Origin of the sequence: Burkholderia sp. Bp8994, from assembly GCF_003853805.1 — a bacterium.
Lineage (GTDB): Bacteria > Pseudomonadota > Gammaproteobacteria > Burkholderiales > Burkholderiaceae > Burkholderia.
On sequence record NZ_QTQH01000015.1, the window covers coordinates 144,958 to 164,146 of the forward strand.

The following is a 19,189-nucleotide window of genomic DNA, read 5'->3' on the forward strand; positions in this document are numbered from 1 at the left end:
CGCGGGACAAGCAACGATTTGAACTATGCTTATCGCCGCGTTTCGGGTTGGCAAATCACGCGTGTCGCCGATTGGAAATGGCGAGACGGGCGAGCGCGGCGTGCGGATCGAGCGTCGGTGACAGCGGCGCTAATCCGGATCGGGCGATGCGATCGGGTGCGCAAAATTTTCCGGATCATGTCGGCGCGCACGAAAAAGATGCCGGGAAACGCACGCGCGAGTCCGTTTCAGGTTCGAACAGGAAAATCACGCGGCATATCGGAAAACTGAATAAAAATCATCGAATTACAACGGCGTCGGCAACGATGCATCCCGGTATTAACATTCTTACTGCACGCCGCGCCGGGCTTGTTGCATCATGCCGAAAAGCGGCAAATGGCATGCGCGAATTTCATCGCTGAAGTGCACCGCCCATAAATACACTCTGACGCTAAATAGTTTGAAATCGCCAAAAAAATTGTCTATACCCTAGACGAATCGGTGTGAATTGCATTGTGCCAATGCAGCTATACAACCAGCGCGCATGTCGCGGCGGATTCCATTGCCGACCACCGCGCGTTGCAGCGATCGAATGGATTCCGGGGGATGCGCATGGCCCGACGACAGGGCTGCCGCATGAGTCGTGAATGGGCGAAAATGCCGTGCGTGCCACCGAAGCAGCGCCGCTTCTTTTCACTCAACGGTCGATCACCGACCCCGTCACACGGAGGTTGTCATGCTGCAATACGTCAAGACCTTGCTGCGCGATGAACGCGGCGTCAGCTCGCTCGAGTACGCGGTTCTGGCCGGCATCGTCGTGGTCGCACTGGCGGCGGTCGGGGTGATCCTCAGCAGTACATCCGGCGGCTTGCCGGCCGTGTTCACCGCGCTGATCAACAAGGTCACTGCGCTGATCTGATCTCCTGAACCCGCGCGCCGCCGACGAACACACGGATCCGCAGCGGTACGACGTATCCAGCCGGGGCGCGCCGACGGACGGCTCTCCGATGCTCTTTCTCGTACAGTCGGCGGCGACGCTCGTGCTGGTGTCGCTCGCGACGCAGGATGCGCGCGCGCGGCACCTCTCCAATCGCGCGGTGCTGGCGTTCGCGATGCTGTATTTCGTTGCGGCGGCACTCGCGCGCGAAGGGCTCGCGCACCTCGCCGGTCACGTGGCGACCGCCGTGGCGATGCTGCTGCTGTTCGCCGGCCTGCGTCACGCGGGCTGGATCGCCGGCGGCGACGTGAAGCTCGCGGCGGCGGTATTCCTGTGGGCCGGCCCGGCGCTCGCGTTCCCGGTGTTGACGATCGTCGGTGCGAGCGGCGCCGCGTGCGGCGTCGCCGCGCTCGCGGCCGTCGCATGGCAGCGTCGCGCCGCGCCGGCGCGTACGATCGCGACGCGCGGCGTGCCGTACGGGATCGCGCTCGCGCTCGGCGGGGCGCTGGCCGTCTGGGCGCCGTTCCCTCACGCGGTTTCGCTTGCCTAGACCGGGGACGCACGCCGCCATGCCCAAACCCCTGAGAATGACCGTGCTGATCATCGCTGCCGCGATCGGCGCGTTCATCCTGCGCCAACTGTATGTCGCCGCGTCGACGCCGCCGGTGCCCGGCGAAGCGGCCGAGGTGCGCGTGCGCGTCGCGGCGGCGGACCTGCCCGAAGGGCTGCTGCTGCGCGACAACGATCTCGCGTGGAAGCGCATGCCGCGCACGCAGGTGCCGGCCGGTGCGTTCGTCGAGTCGCAACCGGGCGCGGACCTGAAAGGCGCGCTGCTGCGCAATCGCGTCGACGCCGGCGCGCCGATCCGTGCGGACAACGTGATTCCGGGCGCCGCGCCGGATTTTCTCGCGGCCGCGCTGCAGCCCGGCATGCGCGCGATCTCGGTGCCGGTCGACGACGTGTCGGGCAACGCGGGGCTGATCCAGCCGGGCGACTTCGTCGACGTGGTGCTCACGCAGGAGATCGGCGGTTCCGCGACGTCGCCCGGCACGTTCGAAGCGGAGACGGTCGTGCGGCGCGCGCGCGTGCTCGCGGTCGGCTCGGAATTCCAGCGTGCGAAGACGCCTGCGAGTGCGCCGGACGTGCCGGCCCGCGCGCGCACGGTCACGCTCGAGGTCGCGCCGCGCACCGCGCAGGTCGTGCTGGTCGCGACGCGCCTCGGCTCGCTGTCGCTGTCGCTGCGCAGCTTCGCGACGAGCGATCGCCGGCAGGCGGCGGGCGGCGACGAAGCGGAGCCCGATACGCCGCCGGTGTGGGCCGGCGACGTGTCGCGCGCGGCGCGCCGTGCGCAGCCGGCGCAGCCCGCGAGAACGGACGCCGACACGCGGCCGGCGCCGCAGGGCAATACGGTCGTGATCTATCGCGGCTCGTCGGTCGACGACGGGTCGCGCGGCACCGGCACCGGCACGCCGGGCTTGCCGCCGCTGCCGTCCGGTTGGATGGGCACGCTGGTTGCGCCGGCGGCGCCCGCGGCACCCCCGGGCGGCAATGTCGCCGCGGATGCGACGGCGCAGGTGCCACGGATCGCGGCGCCGCAGTGAGCAGTGACGATTCGGGCCGGCCGCCCGGCGGCCGGCATTTGACGGGAACACGCATGGTGCGCATGGTTCGTTGGATGGCTTTCTGGTGCCTGGCCTGCATCGTCGCGCCGGGCGTCGCACTCGCGCAGCGCGCGAGCGCGACGGACGCCGGCGCGGCGTTGTCGATCGCGACCGGCAAGGGCGAGATGCTGTCGCTGGCCGAACCCGCGACCGCGATGTTCGTCGCGGACCCGAGCATCGCGGACATCCAGGTGCCGTCGCCGCGCACCGTGTTCGTGTTCGGCAAGAAGGCCGGCACCACCACGCTGATCGCGCTCGGCGCGAACCATCGGCCGATCCTGCGCCGCACGGTGATCGTGCAGGTCGACACCGCGTCGCTGCAGGCGGTGCTCGACAGCCGCTTTCCGCAATTGAAGCTGTCGGTGTCCGGCGCGCCGGGCTCGCTGATGGTGTCGGGCAAGGTGCCGAGCGCGGCCGACGCGGACGCCGTGATGCAGTCGCTCGCGCCTTACGTCAACGACAAGGAAAAGATCGTCAACCGGCTCACGCTGTCGCGCCCGATCCAGGTGAACCTGCGCGTGCGCGTGACCGAGGTGAGCCGCAACGTCACGCAGCAGCTCGGCATCAACTGGAGCTCGCTCGGCTCGGCCGGCAACTTCTTCGGCGGATTGCTCAGCGGCCGCACGCTGTTCGATCCGACGACCAAGGTGTTCAACCTGTCGCCGACCGGTGCGTATTCGGTGCTCGGCGGCTTCCGCGCGGGGCGCTGGTCGATCGACGTCGTGCTCGACGCGCTCGATCAGGAAGGCCTGATCACGATGCTCGCGGAGCCGAACCTCACCGCGATGTCCGGGCAGACCGCGAGCTTTCTCGCGGGCGGCGAAATTCCGATTCCGGTCGCGCAGGCCGGCAACACCGGCGCGATCACGGTCGAGTTCAAGCCGTTCGGCGTGTCGCTCGACTTCACGCCGACCGTGCTCGCCGACAACCGGATCAGCCTGAAGGTGCGCCCGGAGGTGAGCGAGGTCGATTCGAACAACAGCGTGACGACCGGCAGCGTCAGGGTGCCGGGACTCTCGGTGCGGCGCGTCGAGACGACGGTCGAGCTGTCGAGCGGGCAGAGCTTCGCGATCGGCGGGTTGCTGCAGAGCCAGACGGCGGATACCGTGGCGCAGGTGCCGGGGCTCGGCCGGCTGCCGATCATCGGCCGGCTGTTTTCGTCGAAGAACTTCCAGGACAACAAGACCGAGGTCGTCGTGATCGTGACGCCGTACATCGTGCAGCCGACCGGCCCCGGCCAGCTCGAGCAGGCGCTCGACACCGTCGCGCGGCCGAGCAGCGATCTCGAGTTCGCGATCCAGCGCAATCTCGGGCTCGACCTGCTGACGGGCGATACGCCGCGCCTCGTCGGCGCCGCGGGCTTCGTGTACTGACCGGAGGAGCGCGCATGCGAGTTCGAACCATCGTCGCCGCCTTGCCGCCACTGGTGCTTGCGGGCTGCTTCTCGGCGCCGCCGCCGCTCAACCTGCCCGATGCACGCGCGATCGGCTTCGACGGCGTGCACGCGGTGCCGCCCGACTGCGCGAAGCTGATGCAGCCGTCGCATCTCGTCGATGCGGGGTTCGGGCGGCCCGGCGTGCCGTTCGGCTGCGCGACCTACACGAATCTCGCGACGATGCTCGCGCGGCCGGAAGACCTGGTCGCGCCCGTGCCGTACGGCGGCGCCGATGCGCAAGTCGCCGCCGACGCGGTGCGCCGCTACGTCGAGGATCGCGTGAAGCAGCCGGCTCCGGACAAGACGCTGACGACGACCGGCTCGCCCGGCCACTGACCCGCTCCCGATGCCCATCGCGATGCCGCCCATGAACGTCCTCGATCGCCAGAATGCCAAGCGCGCCGCCGCAGCCGGTGCGGCGGATCTCATCGCGGTCGTGTCCGATGCCGGCAGCGAAGACGTGATTCGCCGCGTCGCCCAGGACTTGTCGATCACGCGCGCCCACGTGCAGCCGGGCAACTGTGACGACGCGATCCGGCTGCTGCAGCAGCACGAGCGCTCGCCGCGCCAGCTGATCGTCGACGTGTCGGATTCGGTGCTGCCGGTGTCCGACCTGATGCGGCTCGCCGACGTGTGCGATCCGTCCGTGAGGGTGGTCGCGATCGGCACGCAGAACGACGTCGGGCTGTTCCGCAACCTGCTCGGCATCGGTGTGCAGGACTACATCGTGAAGCCGCTGACCGTCGAGTTGATGCGGCGCGCGTTGACCGCGACGGAATCGGTCGTGCAGGTGCGCACCGGCAAGATCGTCAGCTTCGTCGGCGCGCGCGGCGGCGTCGGCACGACGACGGTCGCGGTGAGTCTCGCGCGCTGCCTGGCGGGCGAGAAGCGCCGCCGCGTGGCATACGTCGACCTGAACCTGCACGGCGGCGGCGCGAACTCGATGCTCGGGCTGTCGAGCAACAACGGGCTGATCGAACTGCTGAACATGGAACAGCGTCCCGACGACGCGTTGTTCGACCGCATGTTCGTCACGAAGGGTGACCGCCTGCACGTGCTCTCGGCCGAACTGGCGTATGGCGACGACGCGCCGCTGCGCGACGAGGCGATCGCGTCGCTCGTCGAGATGCTGAAGGACCGCTTCCATTACGTGCTGTTCGACGTGGGCAACCGCGCCGGCAAACTGTTCGAGGATGCGCTGACGGTGTCCGATCTCGTCTATATCGTCGCCGACCGCTCGGTGCATGCCGCGTACGAAGCCGCCCGGCTTGCGCGCTTCGTGCGGGAGCTGCCCGGCGAGCGGCTGCTGTCGATGATGCTGAACAACCCGCTCGAGCCGGTCAAGGGGCGCGTCGCGCAGGCCGACTTCGAGGACGCATTCGGCGGCGTGCGGCTGCGCGAGCTGCCGCACGAGCCGCAGACGCTCGCGGTCGCCGAGAACCTCGGCGAGCCGATCGAAGGCACGAAACGCCGCGGCTTCCTGGACGAGATCCGGCTGCTCGCGAACGGCATCACCGGCGAATCGATGGCCGTCGCGCAGCCGTGGTACGCGCGCTTCGTGAAATGGAGGAAAGGATCGTGACGTTCGGTACCCGCAAACGGCCGACGCCTGCGCCCGGGCCGGCGGCTTCTCCCGCCGCGCCGCCCGAAGGCGCACCGGTGCCGGGCCCGGCAGCGAGCCAGGCGCCCGCATCCGCGCGCGGGCTTGCGGTGGCCGATACCCACGAGGCGCTGATTCGTTCCGGCAAGTTCGACGCGATTCGCACCGCGGTGTTCTCGTCGATGAACATGTCGGCGGCGCTGATGAAGACGCGCGACGAAGTGCGCGCGGGCATCGAGCAGGTGGCCGCGCACACGGTCGAGCGCGAGCGCCTGAAGATCACGGCGGGCGAGCAGGTGCTGATCGTCGACGCGATCCTGAACGACATGTTCGGCGTCGGGCCGATCGAGCCGCTGCTCGCCGACGACACCGTCTCCGACATCCTCGTGAACGGCCCCGACCAGGTGTACGTCGAGCGCGCGGGCCGGCTCGAACTCACGCCGCTGAAGTTTCGCGACAACGCGCACGTGACGAGCGTCGCGCAGCGGATCGCGGCGGCGGTCGGGCGCCGCGTCGACGAGAGCAGCCCGATGGTCGACGCGCGTCTTGCCGACGGCAGCCGCGTGAACGTGGTCCTGCCGCCGATCGCGATGCGCGGCGCGTCGATCTCGATCCGCAAGTTCGCGAAGCGCGACATCACGCTCGCGCGGATGGCGCATCAGGGCAACATCTCGCACGGGATGCTGCAGGTGCTGAAGATCGCGTGCGCGTGCCGGCTGAACATCGTGATCTCCGGCGGCACCGGTTCGGGCAAGACGACGCTGCTCAACGCGCTGTCGCAACACATCGAGGAGCACGAACGGATCGTGACGATCGAGGATGCGGCCGAGCTGCAACTGCTGCAGCCGCACGTCGTCAGTCTCGAGACGCGGCCGGAGAATACGGAAGGGCTCGGCGGGATCTCGCAGCGCGACCTCGTGCGCAACGCGCTGCGGATGCGGCCCGACCGCATCATCCTCGGCGAAATCCGCGGCGCGGAAGCGTTCGACGTGCTGCAGGCGATGAATACCGGGCACGACGGCTCGATGACGACGATCCATGCGAACTCGCCGCGCGACGCGATCAGCCGGCTCGAAAGCATGGTGATGATGGCGAACGCGAACCTGCAGCTGCTGTCGATCCGCCGCCAGATCGCGAGCGCCGTGCACCTGTTCGTGCAGGTCGAGCGGATGCGCGACGGCGTGCGCCGCGTGACCCGGATCACCGAGATCGTCGGAATGGAAGGCGAGGTGGTGATCACGCAGGACCTGTTTGCGTTCCGCCAGGAAGGCGACACGACGCGGGATGTGGTGAAAGGCGTGTTCGAGGCGTCGTCGCTGCGGCCGGCGTTCGCGCCGCGCGCCGCGTACTACGGCGTCGAGGACGCGCTCACCGAGGTCTTCCGGCAATGAGCACCGCGGACCTGCTCGCGCTCGGCGCGTTCGTCGTGATCCTCGCGGCGGGCCTCGCGCTGTCCGCGTGGCTGGACCGTGCGCGCCACACGCCGGAGCAGCGCATTCGCGAGCGGATGCGGCACCTTGCGCCGTCGCTGGCGGGTCGGGAAGCCGGTGCGGCCGCGGCACCCGGCATCGCGCTGTTCAACCTGCCGCGGCGGCAAAGCCGCGCGCGCGCGTGGCTGCAGCGCTACGTGACGCGCGTGCGGGCGGTTGGCGGCGAACGCGGGATGCGGATCGTCGTCGCCGGCACGATCGCCGGCGCGATTGCCGCGATCGTGGTGGTGCAACTCGTCGCGTTGCCGCACGCACTCCATCCGCTGATCTACGTCGGGCTGCCGCTGGTGGCGATGCGCGCCAGCTATCGCGCGCTGGTCGAGCGGTTCCGGCTGAGGTTTCTCGAAGCGTTCCCGGACGCGATCGACCTGATCGTGCGGGCGGTGCGCGCGGGCATTCCGGTCACGCAGGCGATCAGCACGGTGGGCGACAGCGCGGCGGAGCCGGTGCGCTCGACCTTTCGCTCGATGGGCGACAGCCTGCGCGTCGGCGCGGATCTGAAGGACGTGCTGACGCACGCGGCAGACCGGCTGATGATCGCGGATTTCTCGTTCTTCACCGTCTACCTGCTGCTGCAGCGCGAGACCGGCGGCAGCCTCGGCGAGACGCTCGACGAGCTGTCGAGCATCATCCGCACGCGCCGCGACATCCGCCTGAAGACACGCGCGTTGACCGCCGAGGGGCGGATCACGACGAAGATCATTTCGGCGGTGCCGTTCGTGATGATCGGCGCGCTGTTCCTCGTGAACCGCGCGTACGTGATGCTGCTGTTCGACACGCATGCCGGACGCGTGATGCTGACGATCGCCGCGGTGCTGCTGACGATCGGACTGCTGACGATTCACAAGATCTCGAAACTGGATACCGCGCGATGACGATGTCGATGCTGGCCGCCCGCGGCCTCGAATTGTTGCTGCTGCTCGCGTGCGTCGCGGCGGCGCTCGCGACGCCCGGCGGCGGCACGCGCCGGCGGATCGCGGAGCGCGTGCAGCTGGCGGCCGGGCAGCGTCCGCTGTCGCTGGTGGCGGGGCGGCTGCAGCCGGGCGAGGTACGTCAGGACCTGACGCGGCGGCTCGCGCAACTCGGCGAGCGGTTGCCCGTGCTCGACCCGATGCAGCGTGTGAAGCTCGGGCTGCAGCTGACGCGCGCGGGCTTTCGCGAGCGGCGTGCGGTGTCGTCGATGATCGGCATCAAGCTGAGCTGCGGCGTGCTGCTCGCGGGCGTCGCGATCGTGTTCAGCCCGTACATTCCGCGCTTCGGCGAATACGTCGTGATCCGGGCGCTGGCGATGGTCGCCGCGTTCGTGATCGGCGTGATCGTGCCGGAATACGTGCTCGGCGCAATGATCCGGCGGCGCCGGCGGATCATCGCCGCGTGCTTTCCGGACGCCCTCGACCTGCTGGTGATCTGCACGATGGCCGGCAACAGCCTCGTATCGGGCGTGCGGCGCGTCGCGCGCGAACTCGAGCGCATCTGCCCGCCGCTCGCCGACGAGCTGACGGTATGCGCGGACGAGCTGACGCTGAGCGGCAACGTATCCGAAGCGCTCACGCATTTCGCGACGCGCGTCGACTTTGCGTCGGCGCGCTCGCTTGCCACGACGCTTACGCAATCGCAGCGCTTCGGCACGCCGATCACGCAGGCGTTGCGGACGCTGTCGCGCAGCGAGCGCACCGAGCAGATCGTCGCGCTCGAGGAGCAGGCCGCGAAGCTCGCGCCGAAGATCACGCTGCCGATGATGCTGTTCATCCTGCCGACGGTCGGCCTGATCGCGGCGGGCCCAGCGGCGATTCGCCTGCTCGAGGTGTTCAAATGACACGATCCGTGATCCGTGCGTTCGCATTCGCGGCGGTGTTGCCGGTGCTGGCCGGCGGCTGCGCGCCGGGCATCCAGACGAGGTCAGCGCTGTCGCACAAGAGCGACGACCCGCAGGCCGAACTGCGCATTGCCGACAGCGCGCTCGCCGGCGGCAACGTCGATCTCGCGTCGACGCTGTACGAGAAGGTGCTCGCCCGGCATCCCGATTCGCTCCCGGCGCGCCTCGGGTTGGGCGACGTCAGCTACCGCGCGGGCGATCTGGAGCGCGCGCGGATTCTCTACGAGCAGGCACGACAGCAGGCACCCGCGGAACCCGGGCCGCAGGTCGGGCTCGCGCGCGTCGCGTTGCGGCAGCGCCGGCTCGACGAGGCCGCCCAGCGCTACCGCGAGCTGCTGGCCGCGCAGCCGAACCTGCCGCTCGCGGCGGAAGGGCTCGGTACGGTGCTCGACCTGCAGGGCCGCCATGAAGACGCGCAGGCCGTATACCGCGATGCGCTGCGCGTGCATCCGGATGCGCAGGGCTTGCGCGTCGACCTCGGGCTGTCGCTCGTGCTGAGCAACCGGCCGCGCGAAGGCGTGAACGTGCTGCTCGACGTGGCCGGGCTGCCCGATGCGCCGTGGCAGGCGCGCCAGAACCTCGCGTTCGCGTATGGCGTGCTCGGCAACACCGATTCGGCGAAGAAGCTGTTGTCGGCGGATCTGCCCGCATCGGCGGTGGCCGACAATCTGCGCGTCTACGAGGCCGTGCGCGCGCAGCTCGCGGCGCGCCCGGCGCCCGCCGCCGCGCGACCGTCGACGGGGGCCGCGCTCGAGCCGCACGCGCTGCCGTCCGCCGCGGGGGCGGCAAGATGACACGCCAGGCGATGGGTGCCCGCCACGCGCGCGGCGTCGTATCCCTCGAGTTCGTGCTGATGCTGCCGTTCCTGCTGATGGTGCTGATCGGCATCATCGACACGAGCCTGCTGCTGTGCGACAAGGCCGTCATCACGAACGCGAGCCGCGAGGCCGCGCGCGCGGGCGTCGTGCTGCGCGTGCCGATGCTGACCCCGACACAGATCGCCAACGTCGCATCGACCTACACGCAGAACAGCCTCATCACCGGCGGCACCGCGACGACGCCGACCATCACCGTGACGCAGGCGAACGGCACGACGGCCGGCACCGCGCTGACGGTCACGGTGACCTACACGTATTCGGGGCTGGTGCTGGGGTCGGCATTCAGCGCGCTCACCGGCCCGGTGACGATCTCGGCCAGCTCGGTGATGCTCTATGAATGACGCAGCCGGCACGCCATGCATCGGCGCCACGCGCGAGCGCGGCTCCGTCGCGCTGTTCTTCCTGCTGTTCCTGATTCCGCTGCTGTCGTTCGGCGCGCTGGCGATCGACATCGCGTGGGTGGCCACGGTGCGCAACCAGTTGCAGAACGCCGCCGACGCGGCCGCGCTCGCGGCGGCCGACGCGATGATGTCGCCCACGGGCGGCGCGCTGAACTGGTCGCAGGCCGCGCCGGCGGCGAACGGCGTGATCGCGCAGAATGCGGCGGCGGGCGCGCCGCTCGCGACCGGCACGGTGACGACCGGGTACTGGAACGTGACGCGCAACCCCGCATCGATGCAGCCGACGACCATCACGCCCGGCCAATACGACGTGCCGGCGGTTCAGGTGACCGTGTCGCGCGCGCCGGGCGTGAACGGCGGCTCGATTCCGCTGCTGCTCGGCGGGCTGCTCGGCATTCCGGGCGCGTCCGGCAGCGCGACCGCGATCGCGGTGCTCGCCGCGCCGGGCGGGGTGGCGGCGGGCGGGCTCTTTCCGATCGCGATCGACCAGTGCGTGTACAACCAGTACTGGAACACGCTGACCAACCAGCCGCTGATCAATCCGCTGACCAACCAGCCGTACGAATTCTCGATCACGAACGGCCAGACCTACGGCACGCTGTGCATGGGCGGCCAGTGGACGTCGTTCCTGTCGACCGCGACCGACACGACGACGATGGGCGGCCTGATGGTGACCGGCAACCCGACGACGCTCAATATCGGCGACAGCATCTATCTCGCGACCGGCGTGAAGGCGACGCTCTACACGTCGGTGCCGGTCGGCTCGACGGTCGTGCTGCCTGTCGTCACGCAGACGGCGAGCAGCACCTACGTGCCGATCGTCGCGTTCGCGGCGTTCCGTATCGACGTGTCGCTCGGCGGCACGTACAAGTACATCCAGGGGCACTTCGTCGGCGGCGTGAAGCTGACCGGTGTCGCGACGGGCGTCGGGCCGTACTACGGCGTGTACGTGCCGCCGCGGCTCGCGTTGTGAGCATCGTGCCGCGCGCGGCGCAGCAGCACGAGCAGCGCGAACAGCGTCACGGCCGGGCCGATCTGCGGCAGCAGCAGCCACGGGTTCAGGTATTCGGCGACCGGCAGCGCCCACATCAGCGCGATCGCGGCCTGTTCGCCGCGCAGCCAGCCGTCGCGCCAGCCGATCGACAGCATGCAGGCGATCGCGATGGCGAGCCACGCAAGTTCGTAGTGCCACACGTACGGGTTCGCCACGAGCGTCGCGACTGCCAGCACGGCGGCGCGCACGCGGGTATCGCGCGATTGCGTCCATGCGATGCACGCGGCGGCGATCGCGATTGCCGCAATACACGCTTGCGCGGCATAGGCGGCGCCGAGCGGCACGCCCGCAAGCCGGAACGCCGCGAACGGCGTCGGCGACGCGAGCCAGAACACGACACCGTGTTCGAGGACGATCGATCGCGCGAGTCCGGTGCTCGCGACGAACAGGCGCAGCGACTCGATGCCGCAAATCAGGACGCTCAGCGCGACGAACGTGCCGGTGGCGAGCGCGGCCCATGCGATCGTGCGCCATGCGCGCACGGCGACCAGCACGAACGGGAACAGCAGCGCCATCTGCGGCTTGACCGACAGCAGGCCGATGCAGAGGCCCGCCCAGATCGGCCGCCGATCGGCCCAGTGGACGGCCAGCGCCGCGCACGATGCGGTCAGGAACGCGTTTTGTCCGAGCGTCGCTGTGACGAACACGCAAGGCGCGGCGGCCAGCGCGAGCGGGCCGACGCGCGATGCGCCCGGAATCATGCCGAGACGCGAAACGCGCCACGCGACGAGGCCGAGCACGACGACGCCGATCGCGACGAACACCGGGTAACCGAGCGCGAAGGGCAGTAGCGCCAGCGGGGTCACGAGCAGCAGATAGGTGGGCGGGTACAGCCACGGGGCGAAGACGTCGCGGCGAAGATGCGTGAACAGGCCGGTCGTCAGCCGCGAGAAGGCGGAGAAGTCGTACGCCTGCGCCGGCGAGCCGTGCAGCATCACGTACGAGGCCGACCAGAACACCGAGAAGTCGGCACCGGGGCGTGCCCCGATGCTCCCGGCCCCGTGACGAACGACGGTCGTCCAGATCGTGACGAACAGTGCGTCGAGCACGAGCATCAACACGCTGTACACGACGACGCGCCGCAGCGTGAGCCACGCGCGCACGGGCCGCTCCGCCGAGCGCATCGATTCGCGGGGAATGTCCAATTGCGGCGGTCCGGTTCTACTTGAACGACGCCTTGCGGGCGGCGGCGCCGGCGACCGCCGGCATCGCTGCCCTGCGGCGGGCCGCGGGCGCGCGCTTCAGCGGAAACTGCAGCAGCTTCGATGCCGGCTGGGCGGCGGCATCGCGCTCGGCACGGTAGCGCCGCCTCACGAGATAGACGGGGCGCTGCTTGGACTCGTGATAGATCCGCCCGAGGTATTCGCCGATCACGCCGATACCGATCAGCTGGATACCGCCGACGAACAGCACGACGGAAATCAGCGACGGGTAGCCGTGCACCGGATTGCCGTACAGCAGCGTGCGCACCACGATGAAGGCGCCATACGCGAGGGACAGCATCGCGAACGTGAGACCGACGTAGGTCCACACGCGCAGCGGCACGGTGCTGAAGCTCGTGATGCCCTCGAGCGCGAAGTTCCAGCGTCGCCATCCGGAGAACTTCGAGCGGCCGCCGCTGCGCGGCGCACGCGTGTATTCGACGATAGCGGTGCGAAAGCCGACCCACGCGAACAGCCCCTTCATGAACCGCCGCCGCTCCGGCAGCGCGCGCAGCGCTTCGACGACCTCGCGATCCATCAGGCGGAAATCGCCGACGTTTTCCGGCATTTCGACTTCGGACAGCGCGTTGTGCACGCGATAGTAGAGCGCCGCCGCCGCGCGCTGCAGGTATGGGTCGCACATGCGGTCGGTGCGTTTCGCGGCGACGACTTCGGCACCGGCGCGCCAGTGTTCGATCATCGCGGGAATCAGGGCGGGAGGGTCCTGCAGGTCGGCGTCGATCAGGATCACCGCGGCGCCGGCGGCCTCGTCGAGGCCCGCGGTGAGCGCGGCTTCCTTGCCGAAGCGGCGTGTGAGATCCACGACGTGTACGCGCGCGTCGCGGGCGGCGATCGCGAGCAGCCGGTCGAGCGTGCGATCGCGGCTGCCGTCGTTGATGCAGACGATCTCGAAGCGGACCCCGGCGACCGACTCGAGAACGGGCAGCGTTTCGGCAAAGAACGCGTCGATCGTTTCCTCTTCGTCATGAAACGGCACGACGAGCGATATCAGCGGTTTCCTGGCGTGCGTGGACATGCTGCGGTCTCCCGAGAGATCCGGCCTGCGCTGCACCGTATGGTTCCGGTTGTCGTCCGCCGAACAGGCCCGGCCCGGTTCGGCGTGAATGCGGTTCCGGGGTGCGTGTCCACCGCCGCCCGGACGATACGAGTTGCGTTCATTGTACGCAGGAATCGCCGATTCGTAACACGTATCGGCGGTTTCGCACGACGGGCGCGCTTGCCGGGCAACGCACCGGTCGCGGCGTGGCCGGCGCATCGCGCGCGGCAGCGCTAGGATGGCGTTTTCACGGCCGCGGGAGGGCGCGATGCAGGTTCACGATCTGGTCGGTGCGCCGCTCGATTTCTGGGTGGCGATGGCGGAAGCACTCGGCGCGCCGCGCGTCGACGCCGCGGGATGCACGGTCCTGCGCGAACCGGGCGGCACGCCGGTGCCGTACGCGCCGTCGTCGTCGTGGGTAGACGGCGGGCCGCTCGTCGAGCGTTTGCCGTTCGGCGCGTTCGAGCGCGACGGCGGGCACGGTGCGTGGCGCGCGGTGCTGCATCGGGCAGTGCCGGCGGCCGGCGAGCGCTGCACGTTCAACCAGTCGGGCCCGACGCTGCTGGTCGCCGCGATGCGCACGCTGGTTGCGTCGACGTTCGGCGATGACGTGCCGGATCTCGACATGGCGAAGGCGCGTTGAACGCCCGCACAGGCGACGACGTGCAGCCGGTTACGCGGCCGACAGGTTGCGCACCGCGATCGACGCGACGTCGACGCGCTTCGGCAGGATCGCGTCCGCGGCCGCGCGATCGGCGACGCGCTGCAGCACGTCGATGTCCGCGTCGGTGACACCGCGCTGCGCGAGCGCCGCCCGGCGCGCGATGTCGGCGGCCGCCTCGCGCGGCAGGCGCGTGAGCGACGCATAGACGGTCGCGTAATCGGCGGGATGCGCGAGCGCCCACTGGCCGGCTCGGGTGAGCCGCGCGAGCACGTCCGACAGCGCCGCGCGCTTCGCGCGATCGTCGAGCGTGTCGACCGGCGACGTGAGGAACGCGAGCCCGGAATTGATCCCGCTGCCGTCGCGCACGATGCGCGCACCGCGCCGGACCACGTTGCCGTAATACGGATCGAAGGTCGCCCAGATACCGATCTGCCTGGCCTCGAACGCGGCGAACGCGTCGACCGGCAGCACGAAGCGCACGTCGACGTCGCCAGGCGCGAGGCCGTGTTCGCGCAGCGCGCCGTAGAGCTGGTATTGCGAGATGCTGCCGCGCGCCGACGACACGACGACGGTGCGCCCCTTCAGGTCGGCGACGGTGCGCACCGGCGAATCGGGCTGCACGACGATGCCGAGCGATGTCGGCGAGCCGACGCGCGTGGCCACGATCCGCAGCGCCGGATCGCCGAGCGCGGCCGTCAACACCGGCAGGTCGCCGGCCGGCGCGAGGTCGATCGCACCCGCGCGCTGTGCTTCGAACAGCGGCGCGGCGCCCTGGAAATTCGCCCAGCGAAACCGGTACGGCACGCCGTCGAGCACGCGCGCGGCTTCGGCCAGCGCGCGCAGGCCGCCGGCCTGGTCGCCGAGCACCAGCGTCACGTTGGACAGGTCGGGGCCGGCCGCGCGGACGGGCCGTGCGGCGGCGCCGGCAAGCGGTGCGGCGGCCAGGGCGGCCACGCGCAGCAGTGCGCGGCGGCGGGCCGGGGCGGGGGGCGAAGTCATCGGCGGCAGGTCCTCGGTGATCCGCGCGAGAGGCCGCGCGGCTGCCGGGCAGATTACGGAATCGGTTTCGCGCCGGCAAACATCGAATCGCGAAATGCTTATTCGCGCGTCCGTTATCGGCGGGACAGGCGCTAGCCCGCGGCAGGAACGGCGCGCAGGAACGCGCGTACCGCTGGCGCCTTCTCGAAGCGCCGGTGCGCGAGCGCGAGCTCGGACATGATCGGCTTGCCGGCGATCGGCCGGTACACGACGCCCGGCAACGACACGCAGCCGGCGAGCGCGTCCGGGATCACGGCGACCCAGCCGTTTACCGATACGCACGCGAGCACCGCGAGCAAGCCGCCCGGCCGCGCGGCGATCACCGGCGCGAAGCGGCCGCGGCGTGCGACTTCGAGCGTGCCGCGCTCCTGTTCCGGCACGGCGAAGCGCGCGTCGGCGAGATCGGCGGCACGCACGGCGGTCATCGCCGCATAACGCGAATCGGCCGGCACCGCCGCGACGAATACGTCGCGCTGCAGCGTGACGATCCGCAGCCCGCCCGGCAGCGGCAACGGCGGGCGCACGTACGCGAGGTCGAGCCGGCCCGCGTCGAGCTGTTTCGCGACGTCGTCCATCGGTACCTCGCGCAGGTTCAGCTCGATGCGCGGATGCGCGGCGCGGAACGCGCCGACCGTGCGCTGCAGCGTGCCCGAATAGACGGCCGACGACACGTAGCCGATCTCGATCCGGCCGAGTTCGCCGCGCTCGGCGAGCGTCGCGAGTTCGCGGCCGCGCTGCAGATGCTCGACCGCCGCGCGCGCCTCGGCGAGAAACGCAATGCCTGCCGCCGTCAGCGAAACCTCCCGGCGCGAGCGCTGGAACAGCCGCACGCCGAGCAGCCGCTCGGCTTCCTGGATCTGACGCGTGAGCGCGGGCGGCGCCATGTCGAGCGCGTCGGCCGCGCGCGCGAAATGCAGGTGCTGCGCGACGCTCAGGAACGCGCGCACGTGACGGAATTCGAGCGGATTCATGATTGCAATTTTCGTTAATGAAACTGCATCGGTATGTCAATGACGGGTAATACCGAGCAAGCCTAGCATACGGCTCGTTCCTCTTGTTCCGGAGCCGTCGATGTCCCAGTCTTCTCCCGCCCCGCGCGCAGGCGCGCCTGCCGCCGAGCGCACGGGCACCCGCCTGCCGGCCGCCGCGACGCTCGCGGTCGCGTCGGCGACGTGCTCGCTGATCGTGCTCGACACGAACGTCGTCGCCGTGTCGCTGCCGAGCATCGCGCGCGGCTTCCATGCGAGTTTCGCCGACATCGAATGGGTCGTGAGCGCCTACATGACCGCGTTCGCCGCATGCCTGCTGCCGGCCGGCGGGCTGGCCGACCGCTTCGGACGCAAGCGCATGCTCGGCGCGGGGCTCGCGCTCTTTTCGCTCGCGTCGCTCGGGTGCGGGATCGCGCCGTCGGCCGGCTGGCTGATCGCCGCGCGCGCGGCAAAGGGCGGCGGGGCCGCGCTGTTGCTGACGGCCGCGCTCGCGGTGATCGCGAACCGCTTTCCGGACGGACGCGAACGGGCGCGTGCGTGGGCGATCTGGGGGATGTGCATGGGGATCGCGACGGCCGTCGCGCCGCTGGTCGGCGGCGCGATCACGCAGTGGATCGGCTGGCGCTGGGTGTTCCTGCTGAACCTGCCGGTGTGCGCGCTGCTCGCGGCCGGCGCGCGCGTCGCGATCGACGAGTCGCGCGATCCGCACGCGAAACGGGTGGATGCCGCCGGCAGCCTGCTGTTCGGCGCGGCGCTCGCCTGCGCGATCGCGGCGCTGATCGGCGCGCCGTCGCATGGCTGGCTGTCGACCGCGACGCTCGTCCGGTTCGCGCTGGCCGCCGCGCTGCTGGCCGCGTTCATCGGTGCGGAGCGCTGGCAGGCGCGGCCCATGATCGATCTGGCGCTGTTCCGCCAGCCGCGTTTCGTCGGTGCCGTGCTCGCGATGTTCGGCTATGCGGCGTGCGCGCAGGTGATGATGACGTTCCTGCCGCTGTACCTGCAGAACGCGTTCGGGATGTCCGCGATCGATGCGGGGCTCGGGATGCTGCCGTTCGCGTTCGCGATGATCGCAGGGCCGTCGCTCGGCGGCCTGCTCGCCGCGCGCGTATCGTCCGGCGGCGTGCTGGCGGGCGGGCTCGCCCTGATCGGCGCGGGCAATCTCGCGACCGCGGCGCTGACGGCCGGCGGCGACTACCGGCTCGTCGCGCTCGGCATGTTCGTGACCGGCTGCGGCGCGGGCATCATGAACGGCGACACGCAGAAGGCGATCATGGCGTGCGTGCCGCCGGGCCGTACCGGGATGGCGTCGGGCATCAGCACGACCACGCGCTTCTCGGCGATCGTGACGGCCGTCGGCGTGCTCGGCGCGGTGCTGGCCGCCAGCACGCACGCGCACCTCGACCGGCTGCTGTCCGCCGCGCCGGGCATGCGCGCGTTCGTCGACGCGCCGTTCATGTCGAGCCTGCTGGCCGGCGATCTCGCGCAGGCGCTCGCGCACGTGCCGCCGTCGGCCGCGCGCACGCTTGCCGATGCGGCACCCGCGGCCTTCGCGAGCGGATTCGCCGCGGCGCTGACGGTCAGCGGCGTGCTCGCGCTTGCCGTCGCCGTCATCGCATACAAGTTGCTTGCGCAACCGATGCTCGACGCGTGATGCGTGCGGCGGGGGTTCATGCCGGGCTCGTTGCACGAGACGATACGGAGCCGCCGAGCGTGCGCGTTCAGGTTGTCGTCGGCGATCGATTCAGCGCGACTTCGTCGCGACGCGATGAACGCGCGCCGCGCGCGCGACACGCGGCCGTTGCGATGCACCGCAGTGCGTCGCCTGCCGGCGGCGCGTGCGTCGGGTCGGTTCCGGCGGGGCGTCGGCGATCGGCACATTCGCCCGCGCATCCGCATCCGCATTCGCGGCAACCGCCGCGACGGCCGGCTGCGCGGCCTCCGCGTCGAGCCAGCCGCGCGTCGCCTCCGCGATCAGCCCGCGCAGCCAGCGCACGCCGTCGACGCAGGCGCCCGACTCGTTCCACGTCATCCGGTACACGATCTCGGGCGGCTCGGCCGGCAGCGCCACCGCGCCGAGCGGCAGCAGCTTCGCGTAGTGGCGCGCGAGCCGGTACGTGGTGGTGAGGATCAGGTCGGAGCGCACGAGCGCATGCGCGGCGAGTTCGAAGTGCGGCAGCGTGACGACGATCCGCCGCTGCAGGCCGACGCGTTCGAGCTGCCGGTCGATCGCGCCGGACGCTTCGAGCCACGACGGTGTCGGGCACAGTTGCGCGGCGCTCGCGAATTCGGCGGCCGTCATCGCGCCGCGCCGTGCGAGCGGATGCGTGGCGCGCATCAGGCACACGACGCGATCGTCGAACAGGTCGTCCTGCCGGAACCGCGACACGCGGGCAGGGCGATTGTCGATCACGACGTCGAGCTCGCCGTCGGCGAGCGCGCGTTCGTCGTCGTAGCCGTCGCCGAGCGGATGGAACACGAGCTGCGCGTTCGGCGCGCGTTCGCGGAACAACGCGACGAGCTTCGGCACGAACAGCACGTTCAGGTAATCGGGGCAACCGATCCGGTAGGTGCGCACCGACGTGCGCGCGTCGAAGGTCGGCTGCTGGATGCGGATGAAGTCGATCACGCGCAGCGCGTTGCGCAGCGGCTCGATCAGCCGCGCGCCGAACTCGGTCGGCACCATGCCGTAGCGGCTGCGCACCAGCAGCGGATCGCCGAGCAGCGTGCGCAGCCGCTTGAGCGCGGCGCTCGTCGCCGGCTGCGACATGTTCAGCCGCACGGCCGCGCGCGACACGGTGCGCTCGGTGAGCAGCACGAGCAGGATGCGCATCAGGCGCGCGTCCAGGCCGTCGAGCGCACTCCTTGCGTCGGACGCATCGAGGGACAGGCCGTTCGGCGCCGGTGCGTCCCGCATGTCGCTACGCGTTC

The 19,189-nt window shown here is 70.3% G+C and carries 20 protein-coding genes; 15 read left to right on the plus strand and 5 right to left on the minus strand.

The window, feature by feature from the left end; all coding sequences use genetic code 11:
* Positions 1-146: 146 nt before the first annotated feature.
* The 13 genes from DIE04_RS18290 to DIE04_RS18350 all read left to right on the plus strand — a co-directional run bounded on the left by DIE04_RS18290 (position 147) and on the right by DIE04_RS18350 (position 11,230).
* Positions 147-401 carry a hypothetical protein gene (locus tag DIE04_RS18290; protein WP_124524158.1) on the plus strand — a complete coding sequence of 85 codons (255 nt, stop codon included), beginning with the start codon at positions 147-149 and terminating at the stop codon, positions 399-401.
* Between the two features lie 314 nt (positions 402-715).
* Positions 716-898, plus strand: a complete 183-nt coding sequence (locus DIE04_RS18295) for a Flp family type IVb pilin (protein ID WP_044843866.1) — start codon at positions 716-718, stop codon at positions 896-898.
* An 88-nt stretch (positions 899-986) separates the two neighbouring features.
* The gene (locus tag DIE04_RS18300) at positions 987-1,466 is read left to right on the plus strand and encodes a prepilin peptidase (RefSeq protein ID WP_124524159.1); all 480 of its coding nucleotides are present in this window, start codon (positions 987-989) and stop codon (positions 1,464-1,466) included.
* A 19-nt stretch (positions 1,467-1,485) separates the two neighbouring features.
* Entirely contained in the window at positions 1,486-2,517 is a 1,032-nt protein-coding gene (gene cpaB, locus DIE04_RS18305; protein WP_124524160.1) for a Flp pilus assembly protein CpaB, read from the plus strand.
* A gap of 53 nt (positions 2,518-2,570) precedes the next feature.
* Complete coding sequence (locus tag DIE04_RS18310) at positions 2,571-3,950, plus strand: type II and III secretion system protein family protein (protein ID WP_124524161.1); 1,380 nt, start codon at positions 2,571-2,573, stop codon at positions 3,948-3,950.
* 14 nt (positions 3,951-3,964) lie between these two features.
* A complete protein-coding gene (locus DIE04_RS18315) occupies positions 3,965-4,348 on the plus strand; it encodes a CpaD family pilus assembly lipoprotein (RefSeq protein WP_044843870.1) in 384 nt (127 codons plus the stop codon).
* A 22-nt stretch (positions 4,349-4,370) separates the two neighbouring features.
* Positions 4,371-5,594 (plus strand): AAA family ATPase, encoded by a 1,224-nt coding sequence (locus DIE04_RS18320; RefSeq protein WP_124524162.1) that lies wholly within the window; start codon positions 4,371-4,373, stop codon positions 5,592-5,594.
* Positions 5,591-7,003 (plus strand): CpaF family protein, encoded by a 1,413-nt coding sequence (locus DIE04_RS18325; protein ID WP_124524163.1) that lies wholly within the window; start codon positions 5,591-5,593, stop codon positions 7,001-7,003. The genes DIE04_RS18320 and DIE04_RS18325 overlap by 4 nt, the downstream gene beginning before the upstream one ends.
* Entirely contained in the window at positions 7,000-7,977 is a 978-nt protein-coding gene (locus DIE04_RS18330) for a type II secretion system F family protein (protein ID WP_124488401.1), read from the plus strand. The genes DIE04_RS18325 and DIE04_RS18330 overlap by 4 nt, the downstream gene beginning before the upstream one ends.
* On the plus strand, positions 7,974-8,918 hold the full coding sequence (locus DIE04_RS18335; RefSeq protein ID WP_044843873.1) for a type II secretion system F family protein: 945 nt from the start codon (positions 7,974-7,976) through the stop codon (positions 8,916-8,918). The genes DIE04_RS18330 and DIE04_RS18335 overlap by 4 nt, the downstream gene beginning before the upstream one ends.
* Positions 8,915-9,772: a lipopolysaccharide assembly protein LapB gene (locus DIE04_RS18340; RefSeq protein ID WP_124524164.1), complete on the plus strand. Its 858-nt coding sequence runs from the start codon at positions 8,915-8,917 to the stop codon at positions 9,770-9,772. Before DIE04_RS18335 ends, DIE04_RS18340 begins: the two co-directional genes overlap by 4 nt.
* Positions 9,769-10,197, plus strand: a complete 429-nt coding sequence (locus DIE04_RS18345; RefSeq protein ID WP_124524165.1) for a TadE/TadG family type IV pilus assembly protein — start codon at positions 9,769-9,771, stop codon at positions 10,195-10,197. Before DIE04_RS18340 ends, DIE04_RS18345 begins: the two co-directional genes overlap by 4 nt.
* Entirely contained in the window at positions 10,190-11,230 is a 1,041-nt protein-coding gene (locus tag DIE04_RS18350) for a TadG family pilus assembly protein (protein ID WP_124524166.1), read from the plus strand. The genes DIE04_RS18345 and DIE04_RS18350 overlap by 8 nt, the downstream gene beginning before the upstream one ends.
* Here DIE04_RS18350 and DIE04_RS18355 read toward each other — a convergent pair.
* Positions 11,194-12,456, minus strand: coding sequence for a glycosyltransferase family 87 protein (locus DIE04_RS18355; RefSeq protein WP_260426307.1), 1,263 nt, complete (start codon positions 12,454-12,456; stop codon positions 11,194-11,196). The genes DIE04_RS18350 and DIE04_RS18355 overlap by 37 nt on opposite strands.
* 16 nt (positions 12,457-12,472) lie before the next feature.
* On the minus strand, positions 12,473-13,549 hold the full coding sequence (locus DIE04_RS18360; protein ID WP_124521144.1) for a glycosyltransferase family 2 protein: 1,077 nt from the start codon (positions 13,547-13,549) through the stop codon (positions 12,473-12,475).
* Positions 13,550-13,838: 289 nt separating this feature from the next.
* On the opposite strand from DIE04_RS18360, the gene DIE04_RS18365 reads away from it, so the two are divergent.
* Positions 13,839-14,213, plus strand: a complete 375-nt coding sequence (locus DIE04_RS18365; RefSeq protein ID WP_044843879.1) for a phage protein NinX family protein — start codon at positions 13,839-13,841, stop codon at positions 14,211-14,213.
* A 30-nt stretch (positions 14,214-14,243) separates the two neighbouring features.
* Here the strand turns inward: DIE04_RS18365 and DIE04_RS18370 are convergent, their stop codons facing one another.
* Both DIE04_RS18370 and DIE04_RS18375 read right to left on the minus strand, forming a co-directional pair.
* On the minus strand, positions 14,244-15,233 hold the full coding sequence (locus DIE04_RS18370; RefSeq protein ID WP_124488406.1) for an ABC transporter substrate-binding protein: 990 nt from the start codon (positions 15,231-15,233) through the stop codon (positions 14,244-14,246).
* Positions 15,234-15,364: 131 nt separating this feature from the next.
* Positions 15,365-16,243, minus strand: coding sequence for a LysR family transcriptional regulator (locus DIE04_RS18375; RefSeq protein ID WP_124524167.1), 879 nt, complete (start codon positions 16,241-16,243; stop codon positions 15,365-15,367).
* A 100-nt stretch (positions 16,244-16,343) separates the two neighbouring features.
* On the opposite strand from DIE04_RS18375, the gene DIE04_RS18380 reads away from it, so the two are divergent.
* On the plus strand, positions 16,344-17,912 hold the full coding sequence (locus DIE04_RS18380; protein WP_124524168.1) for an MFS transporter: 1,569 nt from the start codon (positions 16,344-16,346) through the stop codon (positions 17,910-17,912).
* 90 nt (positions 17,913-18,002) lie between these two features.
* On the opposite strand, the gene DIE04_RS18385 is transcribed toward DIE04_RS18380, so the two are convergent.
* Complete coding sequence (locus tag DIE04_RS18385) at positions 18,003-19,175, minus strand: LysR family transcriptional regulator (protein WP_124524169.1); 1,173 nt, start codon at positions 19,173-19,175, stop codon at positions 18,003-18,005.
* Positions 19,176-19,189 lie beyond the last annotated feature (14 nt).

What these genes read in the sequence shown, in the direction of transcription:
- DIE04_RS18290 (WP_124524158.1), top strand. Translation starts at nt 147, where the DNA reads ATGCGATCGGGTGCGCAAAATTTTCCGGATCATGTCGGCGCGCACGAA.
- DIE04_RS18295 (WP_044843866.1), top strand. Translation starts at nt 716, where the DNA reads ATGCTGCAATACGTCAAGACCTTGCTGCGCGATGAACGCGGCGTCAGC.
- DIE04_RS18300 (WP_124524159.1), top strand. Translation starts at nt 987, where the DNA reads ATGCTCTTTCTCGTACAGTCGGCGGCGACGCTCGTGCTGGTGTCGCTC.
- cpaB (WP_124524160.1), top strand. Translation starts at nt 1,486, where the DNA reads ATGCCCAAACCCCTGAGAATGACCGTGCTGATCATCGCTGCCGCGATC.
- DIE04_RS18310 (WP_124524161.1), top strand. Translation starts at nt 2,571, where the DNA reads ATGGTGCGCATGGTTCGTTGGATGGCTTTCTGGTGCCTGGCCTGCATC.
- DIE04_RS18315 (WP_044843870.1), top strand. Translation starts at nt 3,965, where the DNA reads ATGCGAGTTCGAACCATCGTCGCCGCCTTGCCGCCACTGGTGCTTGCG.
- DIE04_RS18320 (WP_124524162.1), top strand. Translation starts at nt 4,371, where the DNA reads ATGCCGCCCATGAACGTCCTCGATCGCCAGAATGCCAAGCGCGCCGCC.
- DIE04_RS18330 (WP_124488401.1), top strand. Translation starts at nt 7,000, where the DNA reads ATGAGCACCGCGGACCTGCTCGCGCTCGGCGCGTTCGTCGTGATCCTC.
- DIE04_RS18335 (WP_044843873.1), top strand. Translation starts at nt 7,974, where the DNA reads ATGACGATGTCGATGCTGGCCGCCCGCGGCCTCGAATTGTTGCTGCTG.
- DIE04_RS18340 (WP_124524164.1), top strand. Translation starts at nt 8,915, where the DNA reads ATGACACGATCCGTGATCCGTGCGTTCGCATTCGCGGCGGTGTTGCCG.
- DIE04_RS18345 (WP_124524165.1), top strand. Translation starts at nt 9,769, where the DNA reads ATGACACGCCAGGCGATGGGTGCCCGCCACGCGCGCGGCGTCGTATCC.
- DIE04_RS18350 (WP_124524166.1), top strand. Translation starts at nt 10,190, where the DNA reads ATGAATGACGCAGCCGGCACGCCATGCATCGGCGCCACGCGCGAGCGC.
- DIE04_RS18360 (WP_124521144.1), bottom strand. Translation starts at nt 13,549, where the DNA reads ATGTCCACGCACGCCAGGAAACCGCTGATATCGCTCGTCGTGCCGTTT.
- DIE04_RS18365 (WP_044843879.1), top strand. Translation starts at nt 13,839, where the DNA reads ATGCAGGTTCACGATCTGGTCGGTGCGCCGCTCGATTTCTGGGTGGCG.
- DIE04_RS18370 (WP_124488406.1), bottom strand. Translation starts at nt 15,233, where the DNA reads ATGACTTCGCCCCCCGCCCCGGCCCGCCGCCGCGCACTGCTGCGCGTG.
- DIE04_RS18375 (WP_124524167.1), bottom strand. Translation starts at nt 16,243, where the DNA reads ATGAATCCGCTCGAATTCCGTCACGTGCGCGCGTTCCTGAGCGTCGCG.
- DIE04_RS18380 (WP_124524168.1), top strand. Translation starts at nt 16,344, where the DNA reads ATGTCCCAGTCTTCTCCCGCCCCGCGCGCAGGCGCGCCTGCCGCCGAG.
- DIE04_RS18385 (WP_124524169.1), bottom strand. Translation starts at nt 19,175, where the DNA reads ATGCGGGACGCACCGGCGCCGAACGGCCTGTCCCTCGATGCGTCCGAC.